Below are 26,377 nucleotides of genomic sequence, written 5' to 3'. Positions count from 1 at the left end.
CCTCAGTCGGTCGCGTCGGGCGACCTGCTCCCACTCTTCCAGACCTCGGCTCCGGATGCCGCTGCATCCGCGGCATCCGCACCCTCCGCGCCGTCCGAAGCCTCGCCGTCGGATGTCGCGCCGTCGGATGCCGCGCCGTCCGAAGCCCCGCCGTCCGACGCCACGGCGCGCGATACCGCGGCGTGGCATCCGCTCCGCCACACCATCACGACGGCCCACAGCAGCAGCGCCACCTCGAGCAGGTTGCGGAGCGTCAGCAGGGCCACCACCAGCGGGTCGGCCACGAGCAGCCAGTCGTAGAGGAACGGGTAGATCAGCTGGGTGAGTCCGGCCATGGCCAGCACCATGACAGCGGGAACGAGATGGCCTCGGCCGCGGTAGACGAGGCCGATGACCGTCGGCACGGCGAGCCAGCAGATGAACTGCGGCGACCCGACTTTGTTCACCACGATGAAGGCCGTCACCAGCGCGAGTGCGAGCGGGGGGAACAGGGCGACGAACGACGCTCCCTGCAGCTGCGAGCGGATGCCGATGGCGACGATCGCGCCGACGACCAGCACGAGCAGCGGCGTCATCATCGCGCTGGCGAACACCGTCCCCTGGCCGCTGACCTGGTAAGTGAGGATGTCGTGGTCGTAGTACACCCAGGAGGTGGAGCTGCCGGCTGCAGCCTGCCACATCCAGAAGGTGCTCACCGGCGCCTCGATCTGCAGGCCGCGACCGGTCTGCTCGGTGATGAAGCTGAACACGTTCCAGCCGCTTCCGAGCACCAGGCTGATGACGACGATCAGCACGCTCGTGCCGAGAGCCGCGACGGCTATGCGCACCCGCTCGCGGGAGGCGATGATGAGCGCGGCGATGATGGCGGCCGGCCACACCTTGATCCAGGTCGCCACAGCCAGCAGCACAGCACCCAGTCGCGGCCGACCGGCGACGAGGAGCACGGCGACGAGGGCTATGGGCACCGTGACGGCATCGATACGGCCGACGGCGATGGGACCGAGCAGCACCAGGAACGCCAGCCACCACCAGGCGGGCACGAAGCGGGTCACCGGGCCCCGGTGCAGGCCGATGAGCACGGCGAAGGCACCGGCGTTCAGCAGCACGATGAGACCCAGCCAGGTGTACACATACAGGTCGAAGCCGAGCAGCGCGGCCAGCGCCATCGGCACGATGGCCAGGATCGGATACACGAACGGGCCGTCGATGCCGACGACGTACCCGCTGAGGTCGATGGTGCGCATCCACGTCGTGTACACCAGCGTCACGTCGCCGAGAGGCAGACCCGGGCCGGTCAGCGCCAGCCAGACCAGCACGGCCTGCACGACGACGAACGCCGCCCACAGGGCGATGCGGTTGCCGAGCACCCTGCGCAGAGTCCGGGAGGGAGCCGGCGGAGCGACGGATGCGGAAAGGCCGGCCATGGCGCTCATGCTATCCGCCGCATCCGCCCGGGCAGGACAGCCATCGCCGCCACGCTCCACCGTCGACCGCCCTTCGATATCACTTGTGTCACAGGAGGACGCGATTCGTCATCGGGATCCGACGGATGCGGCAAGCTGGAGACCCCCCTCGATTCTCGCCAGGAGACAGCCATGCCCCTACGCCGCATCCGTACCCGTGCCATCGCACTCGCAGTCGTCACGGCGGGTGTCGTCGCACTGAGCGGCTGCGCCGGCGCATCGTCGGACTCGGGATCGGACAGCGGCTACGTCACCGACGGCAAGCTCACCATCGGCACCGCGGAGCCGGCGTACTACCCGTGGGTCATCGACGACAAGCCCGAATCCGGTGAGGGCTTCGAGTCCGCCGTCGCCTACGCCGTCGCGGGCCAGCTCGGCTTCGCCGACTCCGACGTGGTCTGGGTGCGCTCCACCTTCGACGAGGCCATCGCGCCGGGCCCGAAGGACTTCGACTTCAACCTGCAGCAGTTCTCCATCACCGACGAGCGCAAGCAGGCCGTCGACTTCTCCTCGCCGTACTACGAGACGACGCAGACCGTCATCACCGTGGCGACGTCCCCCGCCGCCGGCGCGACGTCGATCGCCGACCTCAAGAAGTTCTCCATCGGAGCCCAGACCGGAACCACCAGCCTCACCGCGGTGGAAGACGTCATCAAGCCCGATTCGCAGGCGCAGGTCTTCAACTCCAACGACGACGCCAAGCTGGCGCTGCAGAACGGCACCGTCGACGCCATCGTCGTCGACCTGCCCACCGCCTTCTACCTCACCGGCGCCGAACTCGAGGGCGGGAAGATCATCGGCCAGCTCCCACAGGCCGAGGGCACGACCGGCGACCAGTTCGGTCTCGTCCTCGCCAAGGACAGCCCCCTCACGAAGGACGTCACCGCGGCCGTCGACGCCCTCCGCGAGGACGGAACCCTCGACCGGCTCGCCTCGACGTGGCTGGGCTCCGAGGACACGGCCCCTGTCCTGAAGTGATCGGGCGCTCCAGTACTCTGTAGCGCATGAGCACCACCGGGATCGATGCCCGGCCGCCGAGTTCGATCGAGCTCGGTCGCCGGGCATTCCGGCGTCAGCAGACGACGCGGTCCGTGCTCCTGGCCGTGGTGAGCACGATCGTCTTCGCCGTCCTGGTGTGGATCTTCGTGGTGAACACCCCCGGCTGGAGCCGGGTGCAGGAGACCTTCTTCAACTGGGACGTAGCCGTCGCAGCGTGGCCTCGCGTCATCGAGGGCTTCTGGCTCAACGTGCGCGTGCTCGTCTACTCGGTCATCGGCGTCGGCATCTTCAGCCTCGTGCTGGCCACTGTGCGCACTCTGCGCGGGCCGGTCTGGTTCCCCCTCCGCGCGCTGGCCGCCGGCTACACCGACCTCTTCCGCGGGATGCCGCTCATCATCGTGCTGTACGTGATCGGCTACGGCATTCCGGGCCTCGGCGTCTTCCCCAGGATGCCTGCCGAGTTCTGGGGAACCATCGCGCTGGTCGTCGTCTACTCGGCCTACGTCTCCGAGGTGTTCCGCGCGGGCATCGAGGCTGTGCACCCGTCGCAGCGCCTCGCGGCCCGCTCGCTCGGCCTCAACTACAGCCAGAGCATGCGTCGTGTCATCCTGCCGCAGGCCGTGCGCAAGGTCACGCCCGCCCTGATGAACGACTTCGTCGCGCTGCAGAAGGACGTCGGGCTCATCTCGGTGCTCGGAGCCGTCGACGCCGTGCGCGCGGCCCAGATCGAGACTGCGGCGTACTTCAACTTCACGCCGTACATCCTCGCTGGACTCCTGTTCTTCCTCCTCGCGCTCCCGATGATCCGCTTCACCGACTGGTACACGGCGCGGGTCCGCCGCCGCGAGCAGATGGGGAGCATCGTATGAGCGCCGCCGATTCGGAGTCGACGGTCGACGTGATCGCGCCGGCTTCGGCACCGGTGCTCCGCCTCGTCGGCATCCGCAAGTCGTTCGAAGGCAACGAGGTGCTGCGCGGCATCGACCTCACGGTGCACAGGCACGAGATCGTGGCGCTCATCGGCGCCAGCGGTTCCGGCAAGTCGACCCTGTTGCGCACGGCGAACCTGCTCGAGCAGATCGACGACGGCCAGATCTTCCTCGGTGACGACGACATCAGCGACCCCCACACCAAGCCCGACGCCATCCGAGCCCGCATCGGCGTCGTGTTCCAGCACTTCAACCTGTTCCCGCACCTCAGCGTGCTCGACAACGTCACCCTCGCGAGCCGCGCTGTCCACAAGTCCTCCCGGGCGGATGCCGAGAAGAGGGGCCTCGAGCTGCTCGGCCACATCGGCCTCGCCGACAAGGCCCGCGACTTCCCCGACAGGCTCTCGGGCGGCCAGCAGCAGCGCGCAGCGATCGTGCGCGCCATCGCGACAGACCCCGAACTGCTGCTGCTCGACGAGATCACCAGCGCCCTCGACCCGGAGCTCGTCGGCGAGGTGCTCGACCTGGTGCGCGAGCTCGGCCGCGGGGGCACCACGATCCTGATGGCGACCCACGAGATGGCCTTCGCCCGCGACGTCGCCCACCGGGTGGTGTTCCTCGACAAGGGCGTGGTGGCCGAGGCCGGCCCGCCTGCGCAGCTGTTCGAGCACTCCGAGAACCCGCGCACCCGTGAGTTCCTGGCACGCTTCACGGCCTAACGAGCCTGCGGGCGACGGCCCTCAGTACCCGCTGAAGGAGTCCGTCGTCACCGAGCGCCCGCCCCGGCGCGCCAAGGCCGCCCGCACGCCGTCGACCATGGCGGGCGACCCCGACACGAAGGTACGACGGGTGCGCCAATCGGGCACGGCGGCATCCAGCAGCTCGTGGTCGACCCGGCCGCGGCGTGCCTCCCATCCCGTCGGCACCTCGGCGGACGCGGCTTCTCCCACCACGACCACCTCGGCGCCCGAGGCGGCGACGACCTCCCGATAGGCGATCCCCGTCGCCCCGGCCGCGTAGACCAGGACCACGTCACGGGTGCGCCCGGCCGCGCTGTCGGAGGCCAGCTGGCTGGCGAACGGGGTGATGCCGATGCCGCCGGCGATCAGCAGTACCGGCTCCGACGGATCCTGCGGCAGCACGAAGTCACCGCCCACCGAGGTGGCCCGCACCACGGAACCCGGCACCAGTGCCGCGAGGGCCCGCTTGTACGTCGACGGCACCTCGGGCATGCGCATGGCGATCGTGATGCGATCCGCGTCGTCCGGCGGCGAGGAGATGCTGAACACCCGGCGCGTTCCGCGCGAGTCGGCCCGGCGGTGCGGCACCGCCAGCTCGAGCGACTGCCCGGCCCGGAATACGACAGGCCGCAGAGGCGCGAAGACGTACTCGACGATGTCGGGAGTCGGATGCCGCGCCTCCACCAGCCGCAGCCGCACGGCCCGCCGCTGCCCGAACACGAAGGCCACGGCGTTGCCGACCACCAGGGCGAGCTCCGGGGTCATCGAGAACGGCCCGACCGCGAGCGGGATGGAGAACAGCACCCCCACGACCGCGGCGACCAGGAGCTGCTGACGTCGCCGAGGTGGGAGCGTCAGCGGCTCGCTCAGCATGAAGGCGGCGAGGAACACTATCGGGAACGACGCGAGCACGGTCCAGGCCGCGGTTCCGGCGTCGGTCCCGGCGATGATCAGTCGTCCGGTGCAGAGCACACCCGAGATGGCGACGAAGACGCCGGCCACGGCGAATCGCCGGGTGCGCCAGAGCACGAGGAAGCCGGCGATGGCGACGACGGGCAGCAGGTAGGAGTTCGCGACCCACCAGACCGAGGAGCCCAGCTGGGTGAACCCGATGATCACGGCCGCGATCGCCGCCGGGTTGAAGACGTGTCGTCCGCGGACGGCGAGTAGGTACTTGGACGCCGTCGCCAGCACGCCGGTCACGGCGAGAACACCCAGCGCAGCCGGATCCTCCGATGGCCAGAACAGGAAGAACAGAAGCAGCCCCGTGATCACCGAGGATTCGAGGTGGGCCGGAGACCGGACGATCCGGCCGGCGAGCCAGCCTGATGCGACGACGGATCCGACGGCGACGACGAGGCTGACGCCCAGTTGCACGGGCGTGTAGAACAGCAGGCCCGTGGCCGAGAGCACGAACGCCGTGATCGCGATCGCGCCGAGGCCGAGCGTCATGAGCCTGTAGCCCGAGACGCGTCCGAGGGAGGAGTCGAGCAGGCGCCTCATCGAAACAGCTCCCCGGGGAATCCGGCCGAGATCTCGGCGCGACCGTCGGTGAGCATCCGCACGTACTCGAACGAGAAGAGAGGGGTGAGGCTGTCGGCATCCGTGAAGAACAGGGCCGTGGCGACCGCGTCCGCGATCATGGCGGTCTCGGCCGTGACCCAGGTGGCGACGACCTCATCGACAGGCGCCCCCGTACGCGCGTCCAGCACGTGGTGCAGGCCCGAGCCCCACGCCCGGCGGTTGCTGGCCGAGGCGCACAGAGCCCCGTCGACGAGGGTGGCGATGCCGATGGCCCTCGTCGGGTCGTAGGGATGCTCCAGCGCCACGCGCACGGCGTCACCGCCGGAGTGGCGCAGGTCTCCCCCGGCGTCGACCAGGATCTGCTCGACCCCGTCGCCCTCGAGGAGTTCGACCACGAGGTCGACCAGCAGGCCCTTGCCCGCAGCACCGATGTCGAGCTCGATCGGACGGTCGGTACTCAGACGGGTGCCCTCCCAGGCCATGGCATCCCACGACGGGCTCGCCAGGGTTCCGGGACCGGCGACGAGCGGATACCCGGCGCCGTAGCCGAGGTGCGTGAGCGACGCGCCGACGAGCGGCGACATCGCGCCCCGCGTCGCCGCGTGCAGATCGGCGTAGAGCCCGACGATGGCGGGCGCCTCGTCCGGGAAGGTCCACTCCCCGGCGGAGTGGGCGACCGACGCGACGAGCGAGTCGGCCCTGAAGCGCGACCAGGTGGCGTCGAAGTCCTCGATGACGGCGTGCATCCGCTCGACAGTCGCGGCCGGCACCGGATGCAGGGTGTCGACCTGCCAGGCCGTGCCGATGGCCTCGAAGGCCAGGGCGGCCGGCTCAGGCGGCATCGCTGCGGATCGCGTCGAGGGCGGCGTTGAAGCCGGAGCTGGTGAGTGACGAGCCGGCGACCTTCGACACGTCGAGGTCGTCGATGTCCTTGCCGACGACCTCGGCCGCGATGCCGGAGATGAAGGCGCTCTGGTACTGCTTCGAATTACCGCTGGTCGCCGAGCCCGTCACCTCCACCGCCGTCACGATGTCGTCGGCGAGAGTGATCGTCACGGTGACGTCCTCCTGGCCGCCGGGGGTCGTGTAATCCCCGGTCTCCGTGTACTCGCCGTCGGTGTAGCTGCTCGATGAGGCCTCGGCGCCATCAGTGCCGGTCGAGTCCGTCCCCGTCGAGGGTGACGTGGGCGCCGTCGACTCCGCGCCGTCAGTCGACGGTGCCGTGTCGGCCTCGGCCGACTGGTCGGTGGCGCATCCGGCGAGGGAGCCGATCACGACGGCTCCTGATGCGAGTGCGATGGCAGTCCTGCCGATGCGTGCGTTCACGGTTCACCTTCTCCTCACCCCGTCAGGAGCGACATGCTCGGGATCACGCCGTCGGTCCCGGTTGTCATCGACGTTATGCATGATTCCTATGGGACGGCTGTGACTCGCCCAAGAGACGGCGAGCAGTCGACGGATGCCGTGACTCAGTCGTTCAGGAGGGCGGCGACAGCGACCGGAACCTTCTCCGCGACGTCGAGCGCCGTGATCGGACCCCCGCCGGACGCGAGCTCGGCCGCTCGGGCGTGCAGGAAGGACGCCGTGGCGGCGAGCGCCGGCAACGCGTCACCGTGGTCATCGGCCAGGCGCACGGCGTGGGTGGCGAGCAGGGCGCCGAGGATGCCGGCCAGCACGTCGCCCGTCCCGGCCGTCGCGAGCCAACCCGGGGCATCCGGAACGGCGACAGTGGGTGATCCGGGCGCCGCGACGTGCGTCGTCGCCCCCTTCAGCAGCACGGTCACGCCGAACTCGTCGGCCGCCCGGGCCGCCCAGGAGGCTGCATCAGCCTGGATCGCCTCCAGCGACGCGCCGATGTGCCGCGGGGCGAGGATCCCGGCGAGCTCCCTGGCGTGAGGGGTGATGACCGTCGGCCCCGTCGCGTCGGCGACGAGGTCGAGCGCACCGGCGTCGAGCACCGCCGGCAGGCCCTGCACGAGAGCCTGCTGGATCTCCCCGCCGAGCACGAAGGTGCGCCGGCCGGAGTTCATCCCCGAGCCGATGAGCCAGGCCTGCACGCGCCCCCGCTGCGTCACCACCTCGGGACGGCGCGCGAGTACCGCGGCGGCGACGGCCTTCGGCCCGGTGTAGCGGATCATCCCGACCCCCGTTCGAGCCGCCGCCTCGACACCGAGCACGGCAGCGCCCGGGTAGTCGTGCGACCCCGTGATCACCCCGAGCACCCCGCGGGAGTACTTGTCGTCGGATGCCGTGGGAACGGCGATCCACTCCCTGGCGTCATCCGCCGTCCAGATCAGGCGTTCAGCGGAACCGGTCATGCTCTCACGATAGGTTGCAGGGGATGAATGGAACAGCCTCGACCCCCATCCGCCTGCCCGATCGCGTCGTCGTGTTCGACTACGGCGAGGTGATCTCCTTCTCCCCCACCGCCGAGAACCGGCGGGAACTGCTCGAGATCGCCGGCATCTCGGAGGCCGGCGCCGAGGCGTTCTGGTCCGCCTATGAGGCCGGCCGCCGTGCGCTCGACGAGGGAACCCTCCCGATCGCGGATTACTGGGCCGGAATCGCCGCCGCAACAGGGGCGGACTGGTCGCCCGCCGAACTGCACTCCATCTGGGCGATCGACTTCGTCGGCTGGCTGAGCATCAACCCGGGGACCGCAGCCGTGCTCGAGGATCTCGCCGCCGGTGGCACCCGCCTCGCCCTGCTGTCCAATGCCGGCCGCGACTTCTCGAGCTACTTCCGCAACGGATCCCTCGGGCCGCTCTTCGAGCAGGTCGTCGTGAGCGGCGAGATCCTGCTGGTGAAACCCGACGCCGCCATCTACAGTCACACTCTCGACCTGCTCGGAATCACCGCGGACCAGATGGTGTTCATCGACAACAAGGCCGAGAACATCGCCGGCGCCGAGGCACTCGGCATCACCGGACACGTGTTCACCTCGGCCGAGGGACTGCGCAGCTTCCTGGAGGAGCTCGCGGCCTGACCGCATCCGTGCCCGGCATCCAGCCCGTCCGACAGCTCGCCTCGACTCCCGGAGATCCCTTGTCAGCACTGTTCCAGCCCATCACCGTTCGCTCGCTCACGATCCGCAACCGCCTGTGGGTGCCGCCGCTCTGCCAGTACGCGGTCACGAAGAAGGACGGCGTTCCGCACGACTGGCACCTCGCCCACCTCGGCGCCATGGCCATGGGCGGTGCCGGGCTCGTGATCGCCGAGGCCTCGGCCGTCGTCCCCGACGGTCGCATCTCCGACGAGGACACGGGCATCTGGAACGGCCAGCAGGCCGCGGCGTGGGCGCGCATCGTCGCCTTCATCCACACGCAGGGCGCCGCAGCCGGCATCCAGCTCGCCCACGCCGGACGCAAGGCGTCGGTGTGGCCCGAGTGGGGTCACGACAGGCACGGCAGCATGGACCCGGCCGACGGCGGCTGGCAGACCGTGTCGGCGTCGGATGTCGCCTTCGGCGAGTACGCCGCCCCCGAGGCCCTCGACCGGCCGGAGATCGCCGTGATCGTGCACGCCTTCGCCGAGGCTGCGGCGCGATCAAAGCGCGCCGGCTTCGACCTGGTGGAGATCCACGCGGCCCACGGCTACCTGGTGCACCAGTTCCTGTCGCCGCTCAGCAACCTGCGCGAGGACGAGTACGGCGGCTCCCTCGAGAACCGGGCGCGCCTGCTGCTCGAGATCGTCGCCGCCGTGCGCGACGCCGTCGGCGACGACTATCCCGTCTTCGTGCGCTTCTCCGCGAGTGACTACGCCGAGGGCGGCTGGGACGAGGAGCAGACCGCCGTCGTGGCCGCCTGGGCCCAGCAGGCCGGGGCCGACCTGTTCGACATCTCCAGCGGCGGCAACATCGCCAAGGTGCGCATCCCGCTCGGCCCCGGCTACCAGGTGCCGTTCGCCGAGTACGTGAAGACGACGGCCGGCGTGCCCGTCGCCGCCGTCGGGCTGATCACCACGCCGCAGCAGGCCGAGCAGATCGTGGCATCAGGACAGGCGGATGCCGTGCTGCTCGGTCGCGCGATCATGCGCGACCCGCACTTCGCCCTGCGCGCCGCCGAAGAGCTCGGCGTCGAGCTGGACTACTGGCCGCCGCAGTACGTGCGCGCGAAGCCCGCCGTCAGCGGCGGCACGTGGTGAGTCAGCCGCTGCGCTGACCGAGGGCGATGATGTTGCCCTCGCTGTCGGTGAACCACGCCGCCTTCTCGCCCTCGAGGTCGGCGATGCCGTCGACTGTGGTGAGTCCGGGCAGGTCGTAGTCGGCGAACGCGACACCCGCCGCGCGCAGCTCGTCGACGACCGACTGCAGGTCGTCGACCTCCACCATCAACGCCGTGTTCCTGGCCGTGCCGGCGAACGTCGTCTCGTACACGTACACCGACGTGCCACCGACGGTGTACATCAGCCCACCGGCATCCTGGCCGTCCGGCTTCCAGCCGAGCTTGTCGTCGTAGTACTGCCGCGCGCGATCGAGGTCTATTGCGGGGAGGACGGCGGCAGCGGATTTCGCATTCAACATGAGCATTCCTTCTGTTGAGCCCCGCTGCCCAGAATACTCCGCCGGCGCCTCAGCGTTCCCGTCGGGTGGCGTCCTGCACCTCTCCGACGAGCTCCTCGATGATGTCCTCGAGGAAGAGCACCCCCGTCGTGCGCCCGTCGACGTCGAAGGCCTGCGCGAGGTGCGCTCCGGTGCGGCGCATCGACGCGAGGGCGTCCTCGAGGTCGGTCTCCTCGTACATCGAGGCCAGTTGGCGGATGCGCTTCGGCGGAACCGGGCGCTCGGGCTCCTCGTCACCCGTGAGGTCGAGGTCGATGACGTCCTTGAGGTGCAGGTACCCGGCCGGCGTGCCGTCCTCGTCGATCACGAGGTAGCGCGAGAAGCCGTGCTTGGCGACGGCGCGTTCGAGTTCGGTCGGCGTGAGGGTCTCGGGGAGGCTGACCACCTCGTGCAGCGGGACCGCGACGTCACGCACCTTCTTCGTGGTGAACTCGAACGCCGCGTTCAGGGCTCCGTTCGAGTCCTTCAGCACGCCCTCGCGCTTGGACTGGCTGACGATCGTCGCGACCTCGTCGAGGGTGAAGGTGCTGTTCGCCTCGGACTTCGGCTCGACGCCGAGCAGGCGCAGCGATCCGTTGGCGATGGCGTTGAGCGCGCCGATCACGTGGCGGAAGATGCGGGCGATGAAGACCAGCGGGGTCGCCAGCAGCAGCACGGCCTTGTCGGGGGCGGTGAACGAGAGGTTCTTCGGGACCATCTCGCCGAGCACGACGTGCAGGTAGGTGACGACGACCAGCGCGATGATGAAGGCGACGGTTCCGATGACCTCCTCCGACCAGCCCGTGAGTCCGAGCGGACCCTCGAGCAGGTGGTGGATCGCCGGCTCCGACACGTTCAGGATCACGAGCGAGCACACCGTGATGCCGAGCTGGCAGGCGGCGAGCATGAGAGTGGCGTGCTCCATCGCCCAGAGCGCCGTCTTGGCGCGCCGACTGCCCTTCTCGGCGAGGGGCTCGATCTGGGAGCGGCGTGCGGAGATGACGGCGAACTCCGACCCGACGAAGAACGCGTTGACGACCAGCAGCACGGCCAGCCAGAGGATTCCGGCCCAGTCGCTCATGAGCGCGCCCCCTTCCTGTCGGCGGCTCGCACCCTGTCGGCGGCTCGCGCCGGGACATCGACCACGGCGGGCTTGGCCGGCTTGGCGGGTTTCACGCCGTCGACATCGGCCACCGGGGCCACCTCGGATTCGTCTGGGGTGAAGCGCAGCCTGTCGATCCGGCGGCCGTCGAGACGCTCGACGGTCAGCTCACCGCTATCGATGAGCACGGTGTCTCCGACGACGGGGAGTCGGCCCAGCTCGCTCATCACGTAACCGGCGACGGTCTCGTAGGTGCCGTCCTCGGGAACGATCAGGTCGGTGCTGTCGCGCAGCTCGTCGGGGCGCAACATGCCCGGGAAGCTGATGGCACGGCCGCGTCGCACTATGCCCGCGCGCGACCTGTCGTGCTCGTCGGCGACCTCGCCGATGAGCTCCTCCACCAGGTCCTCCAGCGTCGCGACGCCGGCGGTTCCGCCGTACTCGTCGACGACGACGGCCATCTGGTAGCCACGACCGCGCAGTTCGGCCAGCAGCACGTCGAGGCGCATGGTCTCGGGAACGCGGAGCGCCTCGGACTGCAGCGCCGACACGGGGACGTCGGCCCGGCGCCGCCGTGGCACGGCCATGGCCTGCTTGACGTGCACGAAGCCGACGACGTCGTCGACGTCCTCGTCGATCACGGGGAAGCGCGAGTGGCCGGTCTGCGAGGCCAGCTCGAGCACGGCGTGCGCTGATTCCGAGCGCTGGATGCTCACCAGTCGCGGGCGGGGGGTCATCACGTCGGATGCGGTGTGGTCGGCGAACAGCAGCGTGCGGTTGAGCAGGCTGGCCGTGTCGCGCTCCAGCACTCCGGCACTCGCGGAACGTCGCACCAGGCTCGAGAGCTCCTCCGCCGTCCTGGCACCCGACAGCTCCTCCTTCGGCTCGACGCCGACCATGCGGAGGATGCCGTTGGCGCTGCCGTTCAGCACGATGATCGCCGGCTTGAACACCCAGGTGAAAGCCGACTGGAACGGCATGACGAACTTCGCCGTCTTCAACGGCAGGGCGAGGGCGAGGTTCTTCGGGATCAGCTCTCCGAGGATCATGGAGAGGAGGGTGGCCAGGGTCACGGCGACGATCGTGGAGGCCACGACGGCGACGGCATCCGGGATGCCCCACGATTCAAGCGGTGGAGCCAGCAGGGAGCTGATCGCGGGCTCGAACATGTAACCGGTGAGCAGCGTCGTGATGGTGATGCCGAGCTGCGCGCTCGACAGATGGGTCGACGTGTGCGCCAGCGCAGAGATGGTCATCTGCAGCCGGGTCTCGCCGCGATCGCGGCGTGCCTCGAGATCGGCCCGATCGAGGTTGACCAGCGCGAACTCGCTGGCGACGAAGAAGCCCGTGCCCACGGTCAGGATGAGGCCGATGGCGAGCATGATCCACTCAGACATGGGCGACACCTCCGCGGTTCACGGGCGAGGGTCTATGGCCGGGAGTGCTACTGGGCGGGTCATCCATTGTCAGGCGAGTATATCGGCCCCGGATGCCACATTCCCCTGTGGATCGAGGCTCTCCGCGCCTACCAGCTGACCGGGAGCGCCTTGCCCTCCTCGTAGCCCGCTGCCGACTGGATGCCGACCAGGGCGCGGTCGGAGAACTCGCTGAGCGAGCTGGCGCCGGCGTAGGTGAAGGAGCTGCGCAGCCCGGAGGTGATCATGTCGAGCAGGTCCTCGAGCGAGGGGCGCAGGGGATCGAGGTAGATCTTGCTCGACGAGATGCCCTCGGCGAAGAGCTCCTTGCGCGCGAGGTCGAAGGCGTCGAGCCGACCGAAGCGCTCGCGCACGGCCTTGGTCGACGCCATCCCCCAGCTCTCCTTGTACAGGCGTCCGCCGCCGTCGACGGCGAGCTGGCCGGGCGCCTCGATGGTGCCGGCGAACCACGATCCGATCATGACCGACGACGCTCCGGCGGCGAGCGCCAGTGCCACGTCGCGTGGATAGCGCACTCCCCCGTCGGCCCAGACGTGCGCGCCGACCGAGCGAGCGGCCTCGGCCGTCTCGAGCACGGCCGAGAACTGCGGCCGCCCGACCGCCGTCATCATGCGGGTGGTGCACATGGCGCCGGGTCCGACGCCGACCTTGAGGATGTCGGCTCCGGCGTCGACGAGGTCGGTGACGGCATCCGACGTGACGATGTTGCCCGCCACGATCGGCAGGCCGAGGCCGAGCGCCTTCACGGTGCGGATGGCCTCGAGCATGCCCTCCTGGTGTCCGTGCGCCGTGTCGATGACGAGGACGTCGACGCCGGCCGCGGCGAAGGCCCGCGCCTTGGTGGCGATGTCCCCGTTGATGCCGAGGGCCACGGCGACCTGGAGGCGGCCGTCGGCGTCGAGAGTCGGCGAGTAGATGGTGCCGCGCAGGGCGCTCTTGCGGCTGAGCGTTCCGACCACGGCTCCGTGCCTGAGCACAGGAACGAACTCGAGGTCCGCCGCGAGCATCAGGTCGAATGCCGCACGGGCACTGTCGACGTCTTCAGCATCGATGGCGGTGATCCGGCCGTGCAGCAGGTCGCCGAGCCGGGCGTCGGGCAGCGCGGTCTCGAGCCTGGAGGCCGCGATGGCCCCGAGGTAGGCGCCGTCATCGTCATGCAGGACGATGCCGTGGCCCTGGACGGCGGGCACCCGCACCAGCGCATCGGCCACGGTGTCGTCGGGGCTGAGCGTGAGGGGCGTGTCGAACTGCACGGGCTGGTCCTTCACCCAGCGGATGGCGGCATCGAGTTCCTGCAGGTTCATGTCCTGGGGCAGCACGCCGAGACCGCCGCGGCGGGCGAGGGTGGCGGCCAGGCGGGGACCCGTCACCGAGTTCATGTTCGCCGACACGATCGGGATCGTGGCCGCCGTGCCGTCGTCCGGTGCGAGCGACACATCGAAGCGGCTCTTCAGCTCCGATCGGCTCGGCACCAGGAAGACATCCGAATAGGTGAGGTCGTGGGTCGGCGCTGTCCGATAGAACTCCATGGAAGCAACGGTAGACCGAAGGGGCCGCTCGTGCAGCCCCGGGTCTGCACCACTCCCGCATTCGGGGGAACTGTGCCTTCCGTAAAGGGGATTAGGCTTGTGACGGTGTGCACGCGTCGTCTCGACGTCGGGTGCGAAGAGTCGCTGGGAATCAACGTAAGAGAGTGGGCGATCGGCTGTGTCGAGCCAATTGACCGGGGCAAGTTCAGACGAAACGGCATCGGCCGAGTTCGGGGCCAATGAATGGCTCGTCGACGAGATGTACGAGCAGTACATCGTCGACAAGGATTCAGTCGATCCGGCGTGGTGGCCGGTCCTGGACAGCTACCACCAGCAGGTGAAGGCCAAGGCCGCTGCTGCTGGCCAGACACCTGACGCCCCGGGTGGAGAGCAGGCGGCTCCGACCGGCGACTCCCCCGCGAACGCTCCTGCGGCATCCGCTGCCCCGGCGGCCCAGGAGACCCAGACTCCCGCGGCTCCCACGGCCGCCGCTCCGGCGCCGGCCGCGCAGGCACCCGCGGCGCCGGCCACCGAGCAGCGACCTCTCACCGCCCCCATTCCGATCATCGGATCGAAGCCGGCGGCACGCACCACCTCGGTCGCCCCCAAGCCCGTTCCCGTTCCGGCCGACGTTCCGATCACCAGCCCGCAGCCCATAGTCACCGACGGAGCCGTCGAGGCCCCCAAGGACGAGGTGTCCCCGCTGCGCGGCATGGCGAAGAGCCTGGCCACCAACATGGATGCGAGCCTGACGGTCCCCACCGCCACCAGTGTGCGCACCATCCCGGCCAAGCTGATGATCGACAACCGCATCGTCATCAACAACCACCTGAAGCGCTCGCGCGGCGGCAAGATCTCCTTCACCCACCTCATCGGCTGGGCGCTCATCCAGGCGCTCAAGCAGTTCCCGAGCCAGAACGTCTACTACGAGGACGTCGACGGCAAGCCCTCCGTCGTGAAGCCCGCCCATGTCGGCCTCGGCATCGCCATCGACATCCCGAAGCCCGATGGCTCCCGTGCCCTCCTCGTGCCCGCCATCAAGCGCGCGGACACCATGACCTTCGGCGAGTACCTCTCCGCCTACGAGGACCTGGTCTCCCGGGCCCGCCAGAACAAGCTCACGGCCGACGACTTCAAGGGCGCGTCCATCTCGCTCACCAACCCCGGTGGAATCGGAACCGTGCACTCGGTCCCGCGCCTCATGCGCGGCCAGGGCTGCATCATCGGCGCCGGCGCCCTCGAGTACCCGGCCGAGTTCCAGGGCTCGAGCGAGAAGACCCTCGCCGGCCTCGCCATCGGCAAGACCATCACGCTGACCAGCACCTACGACCACCGCGTCATCCAGGGTGCAGGTTCCGGCGAGTTCCTCAAGATCGTGCACGAGTTGCTCACCGGCAAGCGCACCTTCTACAGCGACATCTTCGCGGCGCTGCGCATCCCCTACGCCCCCATCGAGTGGGCTCCCGACATCAGCGTCGACATCGCCAGCGCCATCGACAAGACGGCCCGCGTGCAGGAGCTGATCAACGCCTTCCGCGTGCGCGGCCACCTCATGGCCGACATCGACCCGCTCGAGTACGTGCAGCGCTCGCACCCCGACCTCGACATCTCCAGCCACGGCCTCACCTTCTGGGACCTGGACCGGGAGTTCGTCACCGGCGGATTCGGCGACAAGCGCTCTGCGCTGCTGCGCGACATCCTCGGCGTGCTCCGCGACTCCTACTGCCGCACGACGGGCATCGAGTACATGCACATCCAGGACCCGGCCCAGCGCGCCTGGGTGCAGGCTCAGGTCGAGCGCAAGTACGAGAAGCCCAACCACGACGAGCAGATGCGCATCCTGGGCAAGCTCAACGAGGCCGAGGCGTTCGAGACCTTCCTGCAGACCAAGTACGTCGGCCAGAAGCGCTTCAGCCTCGAGGGCGGAGAATCCACGATCGCCCTGCTCGATCAGATCCTCCAGGGCGCTGCGGAGGACGGCCTCGACGAGGTCGCCATCGGCATGGCGCACCGCGGACGCCTCAACGTGCTCACCAACATCGCCGGCAAGACCTACGGCCAGATCTTCCAGGAGTTCGAGGGCCACATGGCCGGCTCCGGATCCGGTGACGTGAAGTACCACCTCGGCACAGAGGGAACCTTCACCGGAGCCAACGGCGAGGAGATCGGCGTGTACCTCGCCGCGAACCCGTCCCACCTCGAGGCTGTCGACGGCGTGCTCGAGGGCATCGTGCGCGCCAAGCAGGACCGCAAGCCCGTCGGCACCTTCTCGACCCTGCCGATCCTCATCCACGGCGACGCGGCCATGGCCGGCCAGGGCGTCGTCGTCGAGACCATGCAGATGTCGCAGCTGCGGGCCTATCGCACCGGCGGCACCATCCACCTCGTGGTGAACAACCAGGTCGGCTTCACGACGCCGCCGAGCGAGGGACGCACCTCGATCTACTCGACCGACGTCGGCAAGACCATCCAGGCGCCGATCTTCCACGTGAACGGCGACGACCCCGAGGCCGTCGTGCGCGTGGCGCAGCTCGCCTACGCGTACCGCCAGGAGTTCCACCGCGACGTGGTCATCGACCTCATCTCGTACCGCCGTCGCGGTCACAATGAGGGCGACGACCCCTCGATGACCCAGCCGCTGATGTACAACCTCATCGAGGCCAAGCGCAGCGTCCGCAAGCTCTACACCGAGGCCCTCGTCGGACGTGGCGACATCACCGAGGAGGAGTACGAGCAGGCTCACGCCGACTTCCAGGACCGCCTCGAGCGCGCCTTCCTGGAGACCCACGCGGCGCAGACGACGCCCATCACGGCGATTGGCGAGGACGACCAGAGCGACGCCACCGGCGAGCCGGAGACCACCGGCGTCTCCGAGCAGGTCGTGCACCTCATCGGCGACGCCTTCAACAACAAGCCGTCCGGCTTCACCGTGCACAACAAGCTCCAGCAGCTCCTGCAGAAGCGACTCGACATGAGCCGCAACGGCGGCGTCGACTGGGCGTTCGGCGAGTTGCTCGCCCTCGGCTCGCTGCTCACCGAGGGCACGCCCGTGCGCTTCGCCGGTCAGGACGCCCGCCGCGGAACCTTCGTGCAGCGCCACGCGGTCCTGCACGACCGCGCCAACGGGCAGGAGTGGTTGCCACTGGCGAACCTGTCCGAGAACCAGGCCAGGTTCTGGATCTACGACACCCTGCTCAGCGAGTACGCCGCCATGGGCTTCGAGTACGGCTACTCCGTGGAGCGGGCCGATGCGCTCGTGCTGTGGGAAGCCCAGTTCGGCGACTTCTCCAACGGTGCGCAGACCATCATCGACGAGTTCATCTCCTCTGCCGAGCAGAAGTGGGGCCAGCGCTCCAGCGTCGTACTCCTCCTCCCGCACGGCTACGAGGGCCAGGGTCCCGACCACTCCTCGGCGCGCATCGAGCGCTTCCTGCAGCTCTGCGCCGAGAACAACATGACCGTCGCCCGGCCGTCGACCCCGGCGTCGTACTTCCACCTGCTGCGTCGTCAGGCCTACCAGCGCCCGCGTCGCCCTCTCGTGGTCTTCACGCCGAAGGCGATGCTGCGCCTCCGCGGCGCCACCAGCGAGATCGCCGACTTCACCAGCGGCCGGTTCGAGCCCGTGATCGACGACGTGCGCATCGACGACAAGGCAGCGGTCAAGCGCGTGCTCTTCATGGCGGGCAAGGTCTACTACGACCTGCGCACCGAGCTCGAGAAGAACCCGAACCCCGAGATCGCCCTCGTGCGCCTGGAGCAGTACTACCCGCTTCCGGCAGCCGAGATCAAGGATGTCGCGGCGCAGTACCCGAACGCCGAGCTGTACTGGATCCAGGACGAGCCCGAGAACCAGGGCGCCTGGCCGTACTTCATCCTCGAGACCAGCAAGCTGGGCCCCCGCCCGGTCGGCGTCATCTCGCGTCCGGCATCCGCAGCCCCCGCTGCAGGGTCCGCGAAGCGCCACGCCGTCGAGCAGGCCGAGCTCATCAAGCAGGCTCTCACGCTGTAGCCACCCCGCGACCACGAGAGGAGGCCGGTCCCGTCGGGGAGCCGGCCTCTTCTCGTTCACGCCGCGGCAGGCGACGGATGCCAGAGGACCGATGCGTCAGCCTGCACGCCTGCGCTTGTTACAGCCTTGTTTCCAGATGCCAGTACCGGCCAACGCGCTGCTACGGTGTGTCGCACCTTCTGCGATCGACGGATGCCACCCCCGAGCCGCCGGTCCAGACCAGTCCTGTGCAGTCACCTGAGCTGCGAAAGGTCCGACCCGTGCGGAGATCCCGACTCTGCTCCATCGGCGGCACCATCCTCGTGATGGCGATCGCCCTCAGTGCGGTGGCTGCGGCGGCACAGCCCGCCCCCGCCGCATCCTCCGACTCCGTCGTGAGCACCGGAGGGCCCGCGACTCCTCCGGCCGACTACGTGCCGGACACGCCCGTTCCCAACCACGCTCCGTTCCTGCGACTCCCGGACGCACCGCCGCCTCCGCAGCCCCCTCCGCCAGAAGCGCCGACGGATGACGGAGACGGATCTCCCGTCGCCGACGCCCCGCAGTCCCAGCTCGTCGCCGTGGGGGTCGGAGCGACCACCCAGGTGCTCGGACGCGCGTCGACGACACCAGACGTCGCTGCTCCCCCCGACAGCGTCCCCGCTGCAGCGACCGAGCCGAATCTGCTCACGAAGTCCCTCGCCACCCTGCGCGGGTTCCGTGCCCAACCGGAACTCGTCGCCTTCGGCGTGCTCGGTGCGCTGGCCGTCATGCTCCTCGTTCTCTTCCCGGTCGAGCTGCTGAATTCGACGCTCCTCGCCCGCTACGACGTGTTGTTCGGATGGCTGGGCCGGTTGACCCCGGCTGCAGTGGTCGGTCTCGGCAACCGCGTCCAGGCCCGTCCGATCATCGGTGGCATCACGGTCAGCGTCGTGGCAGCCGGATTGTTCAGCCTCAACGACCCCGAGTTCGGCTTCACGGCCGCCTCAGCGCGACTCTTCCTCGCCTGTCTCATCGCGCTGTTCGTCATCGGTTACCTCGCGAGCGCCGTCACCGCGCTCGCCCTGCGCCAGCGCTGGCACCTCGCAACGGCCATCCAGCTCCGGCCATTCGCCCTCCTCCTCGCCGTGCTCGGGGTGGCGGCCTCCCGTCTTCTGGACTTCTCCCCCGGGTTCATGGTCGGGCTGGTCTTCGGCCTGGCCGTCACGAGCGCGGGGTCGGAACGGGATCGGGCGCGGGCCGTGCTGGTGCGGGCCGGGGTCGTGCTCGCGTTCGGGGTCGCGGCCTGGTTCGGCTACAACGCACTGCTGGAGTCGGGGGCGGAGGAGTCGCTGACGTTCGTCGGGCCTCTCGCCACCGAGACGCTGGCTGCGATCACCACCGAGGGGATCACGGCCCTGGTCGTCGGCCTGCTGCCGTTCCGCCTCCTGGAGGGGGCGGAGGTCTTCCACGAGTCCCGGCGGCTGTGGGCGGCGAGCTACTTCGTCGTGCTGGTCGCGTTCAGCGTGCTGGTGGTCAGTTCCGAGCACAACTGGCGGGTCCTCGGTGACACTGTCGGAAGCTGGTTGACGACTCTGGTCGTGTTCTGCGTGGTGTGCGTTGCCGCCTACCTGGTGCTGCGACGCCGTGGGGATCCGCCGGTTGCGGAGCCCGAGGAACCCGCTGCGGTCGATCGCGCCGCTTCCTGACCTCGTCGCAGGTCAGGTGACGGATGCCGCCTCCCGGCGCACCCGCGCCCCACCGAGGGAATTGCCCAGCCAGCGGATCAGCACCGCCAGGACGAGGAACCCCACGATCATGACCGCGCAGTAGACGGCCACTCCCCCGTAGCCGTCCTGGATCACCGGGCTGAAGAACGGGTACGGGTAGAAGTCGGTGACAGCGCCGCGGATGAGCGAATACGCCACGTAGACGGCCGGGAAGATCATCCAGTAGAACACGGCGCTCCACGGCAGCGGGCGACGCGGCGGCCAGACCACCCAGTCGATCACCGCAGCGATCGGCACGAGGAAGTGCACGATCGCATTCACCCACGGGATCAGGTCGCCCAGGTCCACGTCGCGCAGCAGGGTGTTGAACACCAGACCGACGAAGGCGATGTAGACCACGGACGCTCCGCGCACGGCGACACCCACCGTGGATGCCGTCGAACCCCGTGCGAGGCGGATCGCGCTCACGATGAGCACGACGCTCACGATGATGTTCGACAGGTTCGTGAAGTAGCTGAAGAAGTTCACGACGCTGTGCCCTTTCGCCAGCGTCACGGCGACGAATTGCACGCCCACCGCCGTGAGCGACAGCCCTGCGACCAGTAGGCGGAAGACGACGGCGGCGATCCGGGAGTTCATGGCTGAGAATCTATCGCCGCTCGATGACATCGGGCTGCTCAGCGCGTGACAGCTTCGACGGCCACCAGATCGCACGCCCGATGTCGTAGGAGAGTGCCGGTACCAGCAGTGAGCGCACCAGGAAGGTGTCGAGCAGGACACCGAACGCGACGATGAACGACAACTGCACGAGGAACAGGATGGGCAGCACGCCGAGCGCAGCGAAGGTCGCCGCCAGCACGAGGCCCGCCGAGGTGATGACGCCGCCGGTCACAACGAGTCCGCGCAGCACTCCGTCCCGGGCACCGTGAACGGCCGTCTCCTCCCTCACGCGGGTCATCAGGAAGATGTTGTAGTCCACCCCCAGCGCGACGAGGAAGACGAAACCGAACAACGGCACCGTCGGGTCGGCCCCGGCGAAGCCGAAGACGTCGTTGAAGACCACAGCCGAGACGCCGAGCGCAGCCCCGAAGGAGAGCACGACGGTGGCTATGAGCAGCACGGGAGCCACGATCGACCGCAGCAGCAGCATGAGGATCAGCAGGATGACCCCGAGAACCAGCGGGATGATGAGGTTGCGGTCGTGGATGGCGGCGTTCTTGGTGTCGAGCGCCACAGCCGTCGCACCGCCGACGAGCACGGGCGCCGCCAGTTGCTCACGCAGGTCCGCGACGACGGCCTCGGCCGCATCGGAGTCGCTGGCGTAGTCGAGCGTGGCGTTCAGCTGAACCTGTCCGTCGACGACGGTGGGCTCACCCGTCGGGCTGCCGGGAGGTCCGATCGGCTGGATGCCATCCGTGGTCACGGGGAGCGAGCCGCTGGGCGAGTCCTCGGACAGCACCGATACGTCGGAGACGCCGTCAGTGCCGATGGCGATGTCGGCGACGTCCTGCAGCGACTCCTCGGGCGCGATGATGACGGCCGGCGTGCCGGAGCCTCCGGGGAAGTGCTCGCCCACGATCTGCTGGCCGTCACGCGCCTGCGACTCGCCGAGAACGAATTCGCTCGTCGGCACACCGTCGGCCTTCAGCTGCGTCACTCCGAGTGAGAGCACGACCAGCACGAGGGTCGAGACGATCCAGATCACGCGCGGGCGCTTCTGCACCAGGCGGGCGACCCAGGGCCAGACCCCCTTCTTCGCGATCTCGTCGTCGGGCGCCGTGTGCGCTGCCACCTTCGGACGCACGGGCCAGAAGGCGACGCGACCGGCCCAGAGCAGAAGTGCGGGAAGGAGGGTCAGCGCTCCGAGCAGGGCGAACACGATTCCGATCGCGGCGACGGGCCCGAGGATCTTGTTGGAGTTGAGCTCGCTGGCGAGCAGCATGAGCAGGCCCGCGATCACGGTGCCGCCCGACGCCAGGATCGGCTCCCAGGCGCCCTTGAGGGCGGCCAGCGTGGCGTCCCAGGTGCGCTCGTGCACGTGCAGCGCCTCCCGGAAGCGCGAGATGTAGAGCAACGAGTAGTCCGTGGCCGCTCCGATCACGAGGATGAAGAGGATGCCCTGGGTCTGCCCGTTCAGGAGCAGGATGTCGGCCTTCGCCAGCGACACCACGGCGAGCACGGCGGCGCAGAGTGCCGACAGGCTGGTGCCCAGCACGATCACCGGGAGCAGCGGCGAGCGGTAGACGATGATCAGGATGACGAAGACCGCGAGCAGGGCGACGCCGAGCAGGATTCCGTCGATGCCGGAGAAGGCACCGGCCAGGTCGGTGGTGAAGCCGGCGGGACCGGTCACTGCAGCCGTGAGCCCGTCGACAGCCGTGTCGGAGATGTGGTCCCGCATCTCCCCGACCACGTCCTTGGTCTCGGCTGTCGCGTCGATCTGCACGAACAGTTCGGCCGCCTCGCCGTCCTCGGAGACCACGGCCGGGGAGACTCCGTCGTCGATGACGCCGTCGATGGACTGGAAGGCCGTCGCGTCGGAGTCGATCGCCGCGTCGTCGGCATCCGTCAGTCCGCCATCGCGCTCGTAGACGACGATCGCGGGGATCACGTCGGCACTGCGGAAGCCCTCCTGCAGTTCCTGCACCTGCGTGGCCTCGGAGTTCGCGGGGAGGAACTGCGACTGGTCGTTCTCGACGACAGTGCTGAGCGAGCCGAAGCTGGCGCCTCCGGCGGCGAACAGGCCGAACCAGACGAGGATGAGCACGACGGGCAGCGCTACACGCAACCAGACAGGAACACTGGACGTGGGGGCGACTGAGGGTTTCCTGGAGAGGCTCACCCGCCAATGCTAACCGAGTTAGCTTCTCTGTGACAAAAGGACCTCGGGGAGGCGGCCCACCGAAGGCAGGCCGAGCCGAGAGGTCAGTGCGACGCCTGCAGCGAGCGCAGGCTGGCCAGGACCTGGGCGCGGAGCTCCTCGGGAGCCGCCTCCTTGCAGGCACGCTGCACGGCCTCGGTCAGCACTCGACCCACATGGTGCTCCGACGTGCAGTCGGGGCAGTTCGCCAGGTGGTCCCGGATGTCCTGAGCGTCGGAGCTGCACAGTTCGTTGTGCAGGTACTCCTCGAGTTCGGCCTTGGCCTTGTCGCATCCACAGTCGGTCATCTGCTGCTCCTGGTCTGGGCGGGGGGCGTCGTGCCGATGCCCTGCTCCGCCGCGTACTCGGCCAGTGACTCGCGAAGCATTCGCCTGCCACGGTGCAGGCGGCTCATCACTGTGCCGATCGGGGTTTTCATGATGTCGGCGATCTCCTGGTAGGCGAAGCCCTCGACGTCGGCGAGGTACACCGCCAGCCTGAAGTCCTCGGGGATCGCCTGCAGGGCATCCTTCACAGCGCTGTCCGGCAGGTGGTCGATCGCCTCGGCCTCGGCCGAACGGCTCGACATCGCCGTCGTCGAGACGGCACCGCCCAGCTGCCAGTCCTCGAGCTCGTCGATCGTGCCCTGGTAGGGCTCGCGCTGCTTCTTGCGGTAGGTGTTGATGAACGTGTTCGTGAGGATCCGGTAGAGCCACGCCTTGAGGTTGGTGCCCTGCTCGAACTGCGTGAAGGCTGCGAACGCCTTCACGAAGGTCTCCTGAACGAGGTCCGCGGCGTCCGCGGGGTTCTTGGTCATGCGCATGGCAGCTGCGTACAGCTGGTCCATGAACGGCAGGGCCTGCTGCTCGAACAGTGTTCCGAGAGCGGGCTCGGATTCCTCGACTGGTTCCGGATTCATCACCGGCCATCCTAGATGCAGGGGCTCGATGAGCACCGACGGGGAGACGGATGCGGCTGACGCCGAATCGCGCTCGAGCACGCCTGTCACACTCACTGTTGCCTCCATCCGTCGTTTCTGCACCGACTATCGTGATAACCGATGCTCATCTCGCGATATTCCGCACCGGACTTCAATCCCTACGGCGATGAAAGCCCCGACGACCCCGACGTGCTCTGGGCCGCCCCCGTGGCCGCCTCCGGCGTGCGCGCCGTCGTCGCCCTCCCCGGCTCGAAATCCCTCACCAATCGCGAGTTGGTGCTGTCCGCACTGGCTGATGCCCCGTCGCGACTGCGCGCCCCCTTGCACTCGCGCGACACGGCGCTGATGATCGAGGCCCTGCGTTCGCTCGGCGTGGGCATCGAGGAGGTGGCCGGCACCGGAGACTTCGGGCCGGACCTGGTGATCTCCCCCGCAGACGAGCTGACGGGATCGACGACGATCGACTGCGGACTGGCCGGGACCGTCATGCGCTTCCTGCCGCCCGTCGCGGGACTCGCGCTCGGGCCGACGACCTTCGACGGCGACGAGGGGGCCCGCCGGCGACCGATGGCCACCACGATCTCCTCGCTCCGCGACCTCGGCGTCGACATCAACGACGACGCCCGCGCCGCCCTCCCGTTCACGGTCCACGGCACCGGCGCCGTCAGGGGCGGCGCCATCACCATCGATGCCACCCTCACCAGCCAGTTCGTCTCCGGCCTGCTGCTCGCGGCCGCGCGGTTCGACGACGGGCTCGACCTGCTGCACGACGGCGAGCGCCTGCCGAGCCAGCCGCACATCGAGATGACCATCGCCACCCTGGCTCAGCGTGGTGTCGAGGTGCAGCAGCCCGAGACCGGGCACTGGATCGTCTCGCCGGGCACCATCGCCGCAGCGGATGTCGCCATCGAGCCCGACCTCTCCAACGCCGCCCCGTTCCTCGCCGCGGCCCTCGTCACCGGGGGCAGCGTGACGATCCCCGGCTGGCCGGCCGAGACTACGCAGGTCGGCGACGACCTGCTCGATCTCCTCCCCCTGTTCGGCGCGACGGTCGAACGCGACGGCGACAGCGTCACCGTCACCGGTGGGGACGGCATCCGGGGCGTCACCCTCGACCTCTCCACCGGAGGCGAGCTCGTTCCGAACCTGGTCGCCCTCGCCGCCCTCGCCGACGGACCGAGCGAATTCACGGGGATCGGCCACATCCGGCATCACGAGACCGATCGTCTCGCCGCCCTGGCCGCCGAGATCAACGGACTCGGCGGACGCGTCACCGAGCTCGAGGACGGCCTGCGCATCGAGCCCGCTCCGCTGCACGGCGGCGTCTGGAAGAGCTACGCCGACCACAGGATGGCGACCACGGGCGCCATCATCGGCCTCGCCGTACCCGGAGTCGAGATCCACGACATCGCCACCACGGCCAAGACCCTCCCCCAGTTCCCGCAGCTCTGGCACGCCATGCTCGGAAACGGGGCCGGCGAGGTCGGCACCTCCTCGGTGCGCACCGACGGCGTCATCGACCTCCCCGAGCTCGGAACCGGTTCGTCGGCATGAGCTGGTGGGAGACCGACGAGGACGATGACGAGCCCGAGTTCGACGAGGCCGACATCAGGGTCCGTCCGAATCCCAAGGGCAACCGTCCGCGTACGAAGACCAGACCCGCGTACAAGCAGGCCATAACCGCGCGCGTTCTCGGCGTCGATCGCGGGCGCTACACCGTGCTCGTCGACGAGAACCTCGACTCCGAGCACGAGGTTACGGCGGCGCGCGCCAGGGAGCTCAGGAAGCAGCCCGTCGTCAACGGCGACCGCGTCGACATCGTCGGCGACTCCACCGGCGACGACGGCACCCTCGCCCGCATCGTGCGCATCCAGCCCCGCACCACGCTCCTCCGGCGCAGCGCCGACGACACCGACGCCATCGAGCGCGTCGTCGTCGCCAACGCCGACCAGATGCTGATCGTCGTGGCGGCCGCCAATCCCGAGCCGCGCGTGCGCCTCGTGGACCGCTACCTGGTCGCCGCCTACGACGCCGGCATCCGACCGATGCTGGTGGTCACGAAGACCGACCTGGCCGACCCGTCCGAATTCCTCGCGAACTTCGCCGGGCTCGGCCTCACGGTCTTCACGAGCCGCAGTGACGACATCCCGCTCGACATCATCACCGAGCAGCTCGTCGGCCACGAGACCGTGTTCGTCGGGCATTCCGGCGTCGGCAAGTCGACCCTGGTCAACGCGCTGGTCCCGGATGCGAATCGTGCGACCGGCGTCGTGAACACGGTCACCGGACGGGGCAGGCACACCTCCTCGTCGACGGTGTCGCTGCGCATCGATGTCCCGGCGGGACGCGGCTGGGCGATCGACACCCCCGGCGTGCGCTCCTTCGGGCTGGGGCACGTCGACACGGCGAACATCCTCAAGTCCTTCACCGACCTCGATGCCATCGCCCAGCGCTGCCCGCGCGGATGCACCCACCTGCCCGACGCGCCGGACTGCGCCATCAACGAGGCCGTCGCCGCCGGGGAGCTGGGCGAGACCGGCGTCGCGCGCCTGGACTCCCTGCAGCGCCTGCTCACGACGTTCTCGGAGCGGCCGACGTTCTGACCCGTCGCTCCCGTG

At 69.1% G+C, this 26,377-nt stretch carries 22 protein-coding genes; 9 read left to right on the top strand and 13 right to left on the bottom strand.

Annotated elements, in window-relative coordinates; translation table 11 throughout:
• Positions 1-2: 2 nt before the first annotated feature.
• Positions 3-1,424 carry a glycosyltransferase 87 family protein gene (locus ASF30_RS06385; RefSeq protein WP_082467540.1) on the bottom strand — a complete coding sequence of 474 codons (1,422 nt, stop codon included), beginning with the start codon at positions 1,422-1,424 and terminating at the stop codon, positions 3-5.
• A 171-nt stretch (positions 1,425-1,595) separates the two neighbouring features.
• On the opposite strand from ASF30_RS06385, the gene ASF30_RS06380 reads away from it, so the two are divergent.
• From ASF30_RS06380 to ASF30_RS06370, 3 genes are read left to right on the top strand one after another with little or no spacing between them, the layout of a single operon-like run.
• Entirely contained in the window at positions 1,596-2,441 is an 846-nt protein-coding gene (locus ASF30_RS06380) for an ABC transporter substrate-binding protein (RefSeq protein ID WP_055903520.1), read from the top strand.
• A gap of 26 nt (positions 2,442-2,467) precedes the next feature.
• The gene (locus tag ASF30_RS06375) at positions 2,468-3,331 is read left to right on the top strand and encodes an amino acid ABC transporter permease (protein WP_055903517.1); all 864 of its coding nucleotides are present in this window, start codon (positions 2,468-2,470) and stop codon (positions 3,329-3,331) included.
• Positions 3,328-4,110, top strand: coding sequence for an amino acid ABC transporter ATP-binding protein (locus ASF30_RS06370; protein ID WP_055903514.1), 783 nt, complete (start codon positions 3,328-3,330; stop codon positions 4,108-4,110). The genes ASF30_RS06375 and ASF30_RS06370 overlap by 4 nt, the downstream gene beginning before the upstream one ends.
• Before the next feature lie 21 nt (positions 4,111-4,131).
• Here the strand turns inward: ASF30_RS06370 and ASF30_RS06365 are convergent, their stop codons facing one another.
• From ASF30_RS06365 to ASF30_RS06350, 4 genes are all read right to left on the bottom strand, one after another.
• Entirely contained in the window at positions 4,132-5,634 is a 1,503-nt protein-coding gene (locus tag ASF30_RS06365) for a ferredoxin--NADP reductase (protein ID WP_055903511.1), read from the bottom strand.
• The gene (locus tag ASF30_RS06360; RefSeq protein ID WP_055903508.1) at positions 5,631-6,497 is read right to left on the bottom strand and encodes an FAD:protein FMN transferase; all 867 of its coding nucleotides are present in this window, start codon (positions 6,495-6,497) and stop codon (positions 5,631-5,633) included. Before ASF30_RS06360 ends, ASF30_RS06365 begins: the two co-directional genes overlap by 4 nt.
• Positions 6,487-6,981, bottom strand: a complete 495-nt coding sequence (locus tag ASF30_RS06355) for a hypothetical protein (RefSeq protein WP_055903505.1) — start codon at positions 6,979-6,981, stop codon at positions 6,487-6,489. The genes ASF30_RS06360 and ASF30_RS06355 overlap by 11 nt, the downstream gene beginning before the upstream one ends.
• A gap of 143 nt (positions 6,982-7,124) precedes the next feature.
• The gene (locus ASF30_RS06350; protein ID WP_055903502.1) at positions 7,125-7,973 is read right to left on the bottom strand and encodes an ADP-dependent NAD(P)H-hydrate dehydratase; all 849 of its coding nucleotides are present in this window, start codon (positions 7,971-7,973) and stop codon (positions 7,125-7,127) included.
• A 23-nt stretch (positions 7,974-7,996) separates the two neighbouring features.
• Here ASF30_RS06350 and ASF30_RS06345 point away from each other — a divergent pair, with 23 nt between their 5' ends.
• Both ASF30_RS06345 and ASF30_RS06340 read left to right on the top strand, forming a co-directional pair.
• A complete protein-coding gene (locus ASF30_RS06345) occupies positions 7,997-8,641 on the top strand; it encodes an HAD family hydrolase (RefSeq protein ID WP_055903499.1) in 645 nt (214 codons plus the stop codon).
• 59 nt (positions 8,642-8,700) lie between these two features.
• Positions 8,701-9,798 carry an NADH:flavin oxidoreductase/NADH oxidase gene (locus tag ASF30_RS06340; protein WP_055904713.1) on the top strand — a complete coding sequence of 366 codons (1,098 nt, stop codon included), beginning with the start codon at positions 8,701-8,703 and terminating at the stop codon, positions 9,796-9,798.
• Between the two features lies 1 nt (position 9,799).
• On the opposite strand, the gene ASF30_RS06335 is transcribed toward ASF30_RS06340, so the two are convergent.
• The 4 genes from ASF30_RS06335 to ASF30_RS06320 all read right to left on the bottom strand — a co-directional run bounded on the left by ASF30_RS06335 (position 9,800) and on the right by ASF30_RS06320 (position 14,262).
• On the bottom strand, positions 9,800-10,177 hold the full coding sequence (locus ASF30_RS06335) for a VOC family protein (protein WP_055903496.1): 378 nt from the start codon (positions 10,175-10,177) through the stop codon (positions 9,800-9,802).
• A gap of 49 nt (positions 10,178-10,226) precedes the next feature.
• The gene (locus ASF30_RS06330; protein ID WP_055903493.1) at positions 10,227-11,276 is read right to left on the bottom strand and encodes a hemolysin family protein; all 1,050 of its coding nucleotides are present in this window, start codon (positions 11,274-11,276) and stop codon (positions 10,227-10,229) included.
• Positions 11,273-12,694 carry a hemolysin family protein gene (locus ASF30_RS06325; protein ID WP_082467532.1) on the bottom strand — a complete coding sequence of 474 codons (1,422 nt, stop codon included), beginning with the start codon at positions 12,692-12,694 and terminating at the stop codon, positions 11,273-11,275. The genes ASF30_RS06330 and ASF30_RS06325 overlap by 4 nt, the downstream gene beginning before the upstream one ends.
• A 128-nt stretch (positions 12,695-12,822) precedes the next feature.
• The gene (locus ASF30_RS06320; protein ID WP_055903490.1) at positions 12,823-14,262 is read right to left on the bottom strand and encodes a GuaB1 family IMP dehydrogenase-related protein; all 1,440 of its coding nucleotides are present in this window, start codon (positions 14,260-14,262) and stop codon (positions 12,823-12,825) included.
• A 178-nt stretch (positions 14,263-14,440) separates the two neighbouring features.
• Here ASF30_RS06320 and ASF30_RS06315 point away from each other — a divergent pair, with 178 nt between their 5' ends.
• Both ASF30_RS06315 and ASF30_RS06310 read left to right on the top strand, forming a co-directional pair.
• Complete coding sequence (locus tag ASF30_RS06315) at positions 14,441-18,271, top strand: multifunctional oxoglutarate decarboxylase/oxoglutarate dehydrogenase thiamine pyrophosphate-binding subunit/dihydrolipoyllysine-residue succinyltransferase subunit (protein WP_082467530.1); 3,831 nt, start codon at positions 14,441-14,443, stop codon at positions 18,269-18,271.
• 260 nt (positions 18,272-18,531) lie between these two features.
• On the top strand, positions 18,532-19,938 hold the full coding sequence (locus ASF30_RS06310; RefSeq protein WP_157497044.1) for a hypothetical protein: 1,407 nt from the start codon (positions 18,532-18,534) through the stop codon (positions 19,936-19,938).
• A 12-nt stretch (positions 19,939-19,950) separates the two neighbouring features.
• Here ASF30_RS06310 and ASF30_RS06305 read toward each other — a convergent pair whose 3' ends face one another.
• The 4 genes from ASF30_RS06305 to ASF30_RS06290 all read right to left on the bottom strand — a co-directional run bounded on the left by ASF30_RS06305 (position 19,951) and on the right by ASF30_RS06290 (position 23,738).
• Complete coding sequence (locus ASF30_RS06305) at positions 19,951-20,598, bottom strand: Pr6Pr family membrane protein (RefSeq protein ID WP_055903484.1); 648 nt, start codon at positions 20,596-20,598, stop codon at positions 19,951-19,953.
• Between the two features lie 10 nt (positions 20,599-20,608).
• Positions 20,609-22,801, bottom strand: a complete 2,193-nt coding sequence (locus tag ASF30_RS06300) for an MMPL family transporter (RefSeq protein ID WP_055903481.1) — start codon at positions 22,799-22,801, stop codon at positions 20,609-20,611.
• 83 nt (positions 22,802-22,884) lie between these two features.
• A complete protein-coding gene (locus ASF30_RS06295) occupies positions 22,885-23,127 on the bottom strand; it encodes a zf-HC2 domain-containing protein (RefSeq protein ID WP_055903478.1) in 243 nt (80 codons plus the stop codon).
• A complete protein-coding gene (locus tag ASF30_RS06290; RefSeq protein WP_200918443.1) occupies positions 23,124-23,738 on the bottom strand; it encodes a sigma-70 family RNA polymerase sigma factor in 615 nt (204 codons plus the stop codon). The genes ASF30_RS06295 and ASF30_RS06290 overlap by 4 nt, the downstream gene beginning before the upstream one ends.
• A gap of 141 nt (positions 23,739-23,879) precedes the next feature.
• Between ASF30_RS06290 and aroA the strand changes: the two genes are divergently transcribed.
• Together aroA and rsgA are read left to right on the top strand one after the other, a co-directional pair.
• A complete protein-coding gene (gene aroA / locus ASF30_RS06285; protein ID WP_055903475.1) occupies positions 23,880-25,313 on the top strand; it encodes a 3-phosphoshikimate 1-carboxyvinyltransferase in 1,434 nt (477 codons plus the stop codon).
• The gene (rsgA, locus tag ASF30_RS06280; RefSeq protein ID WP_055903472.1) at positions 25,310-26,362 is read left to right on the top strand and encodes a ribosome small subunit-dependent GTPase A; all 1,053 of its coding nucleotides are present in this window, start codon (positions 25,310-25,312) and stop codon (positions 26,360-26,362) included. Before aroA ends, rsgA begins: the two co-directional genes overlap by 4 nt.
• Positions 26,363-26,377 lie beyond the last annotated feature (15 nt).

This window comes from Leifsonia sp. Leaf264 (genome assembly GCF_001422325.1).
In the GTDB taxonomy this organism is placed as follows: Bacteria; Actinomycetota; Actinomycetes; order Actinomycetales; family Microbacteriaceae; genus Orlajensenia.
This window is presented reverse-complemented; position numbering and strand designations above follow the sequence as displayed.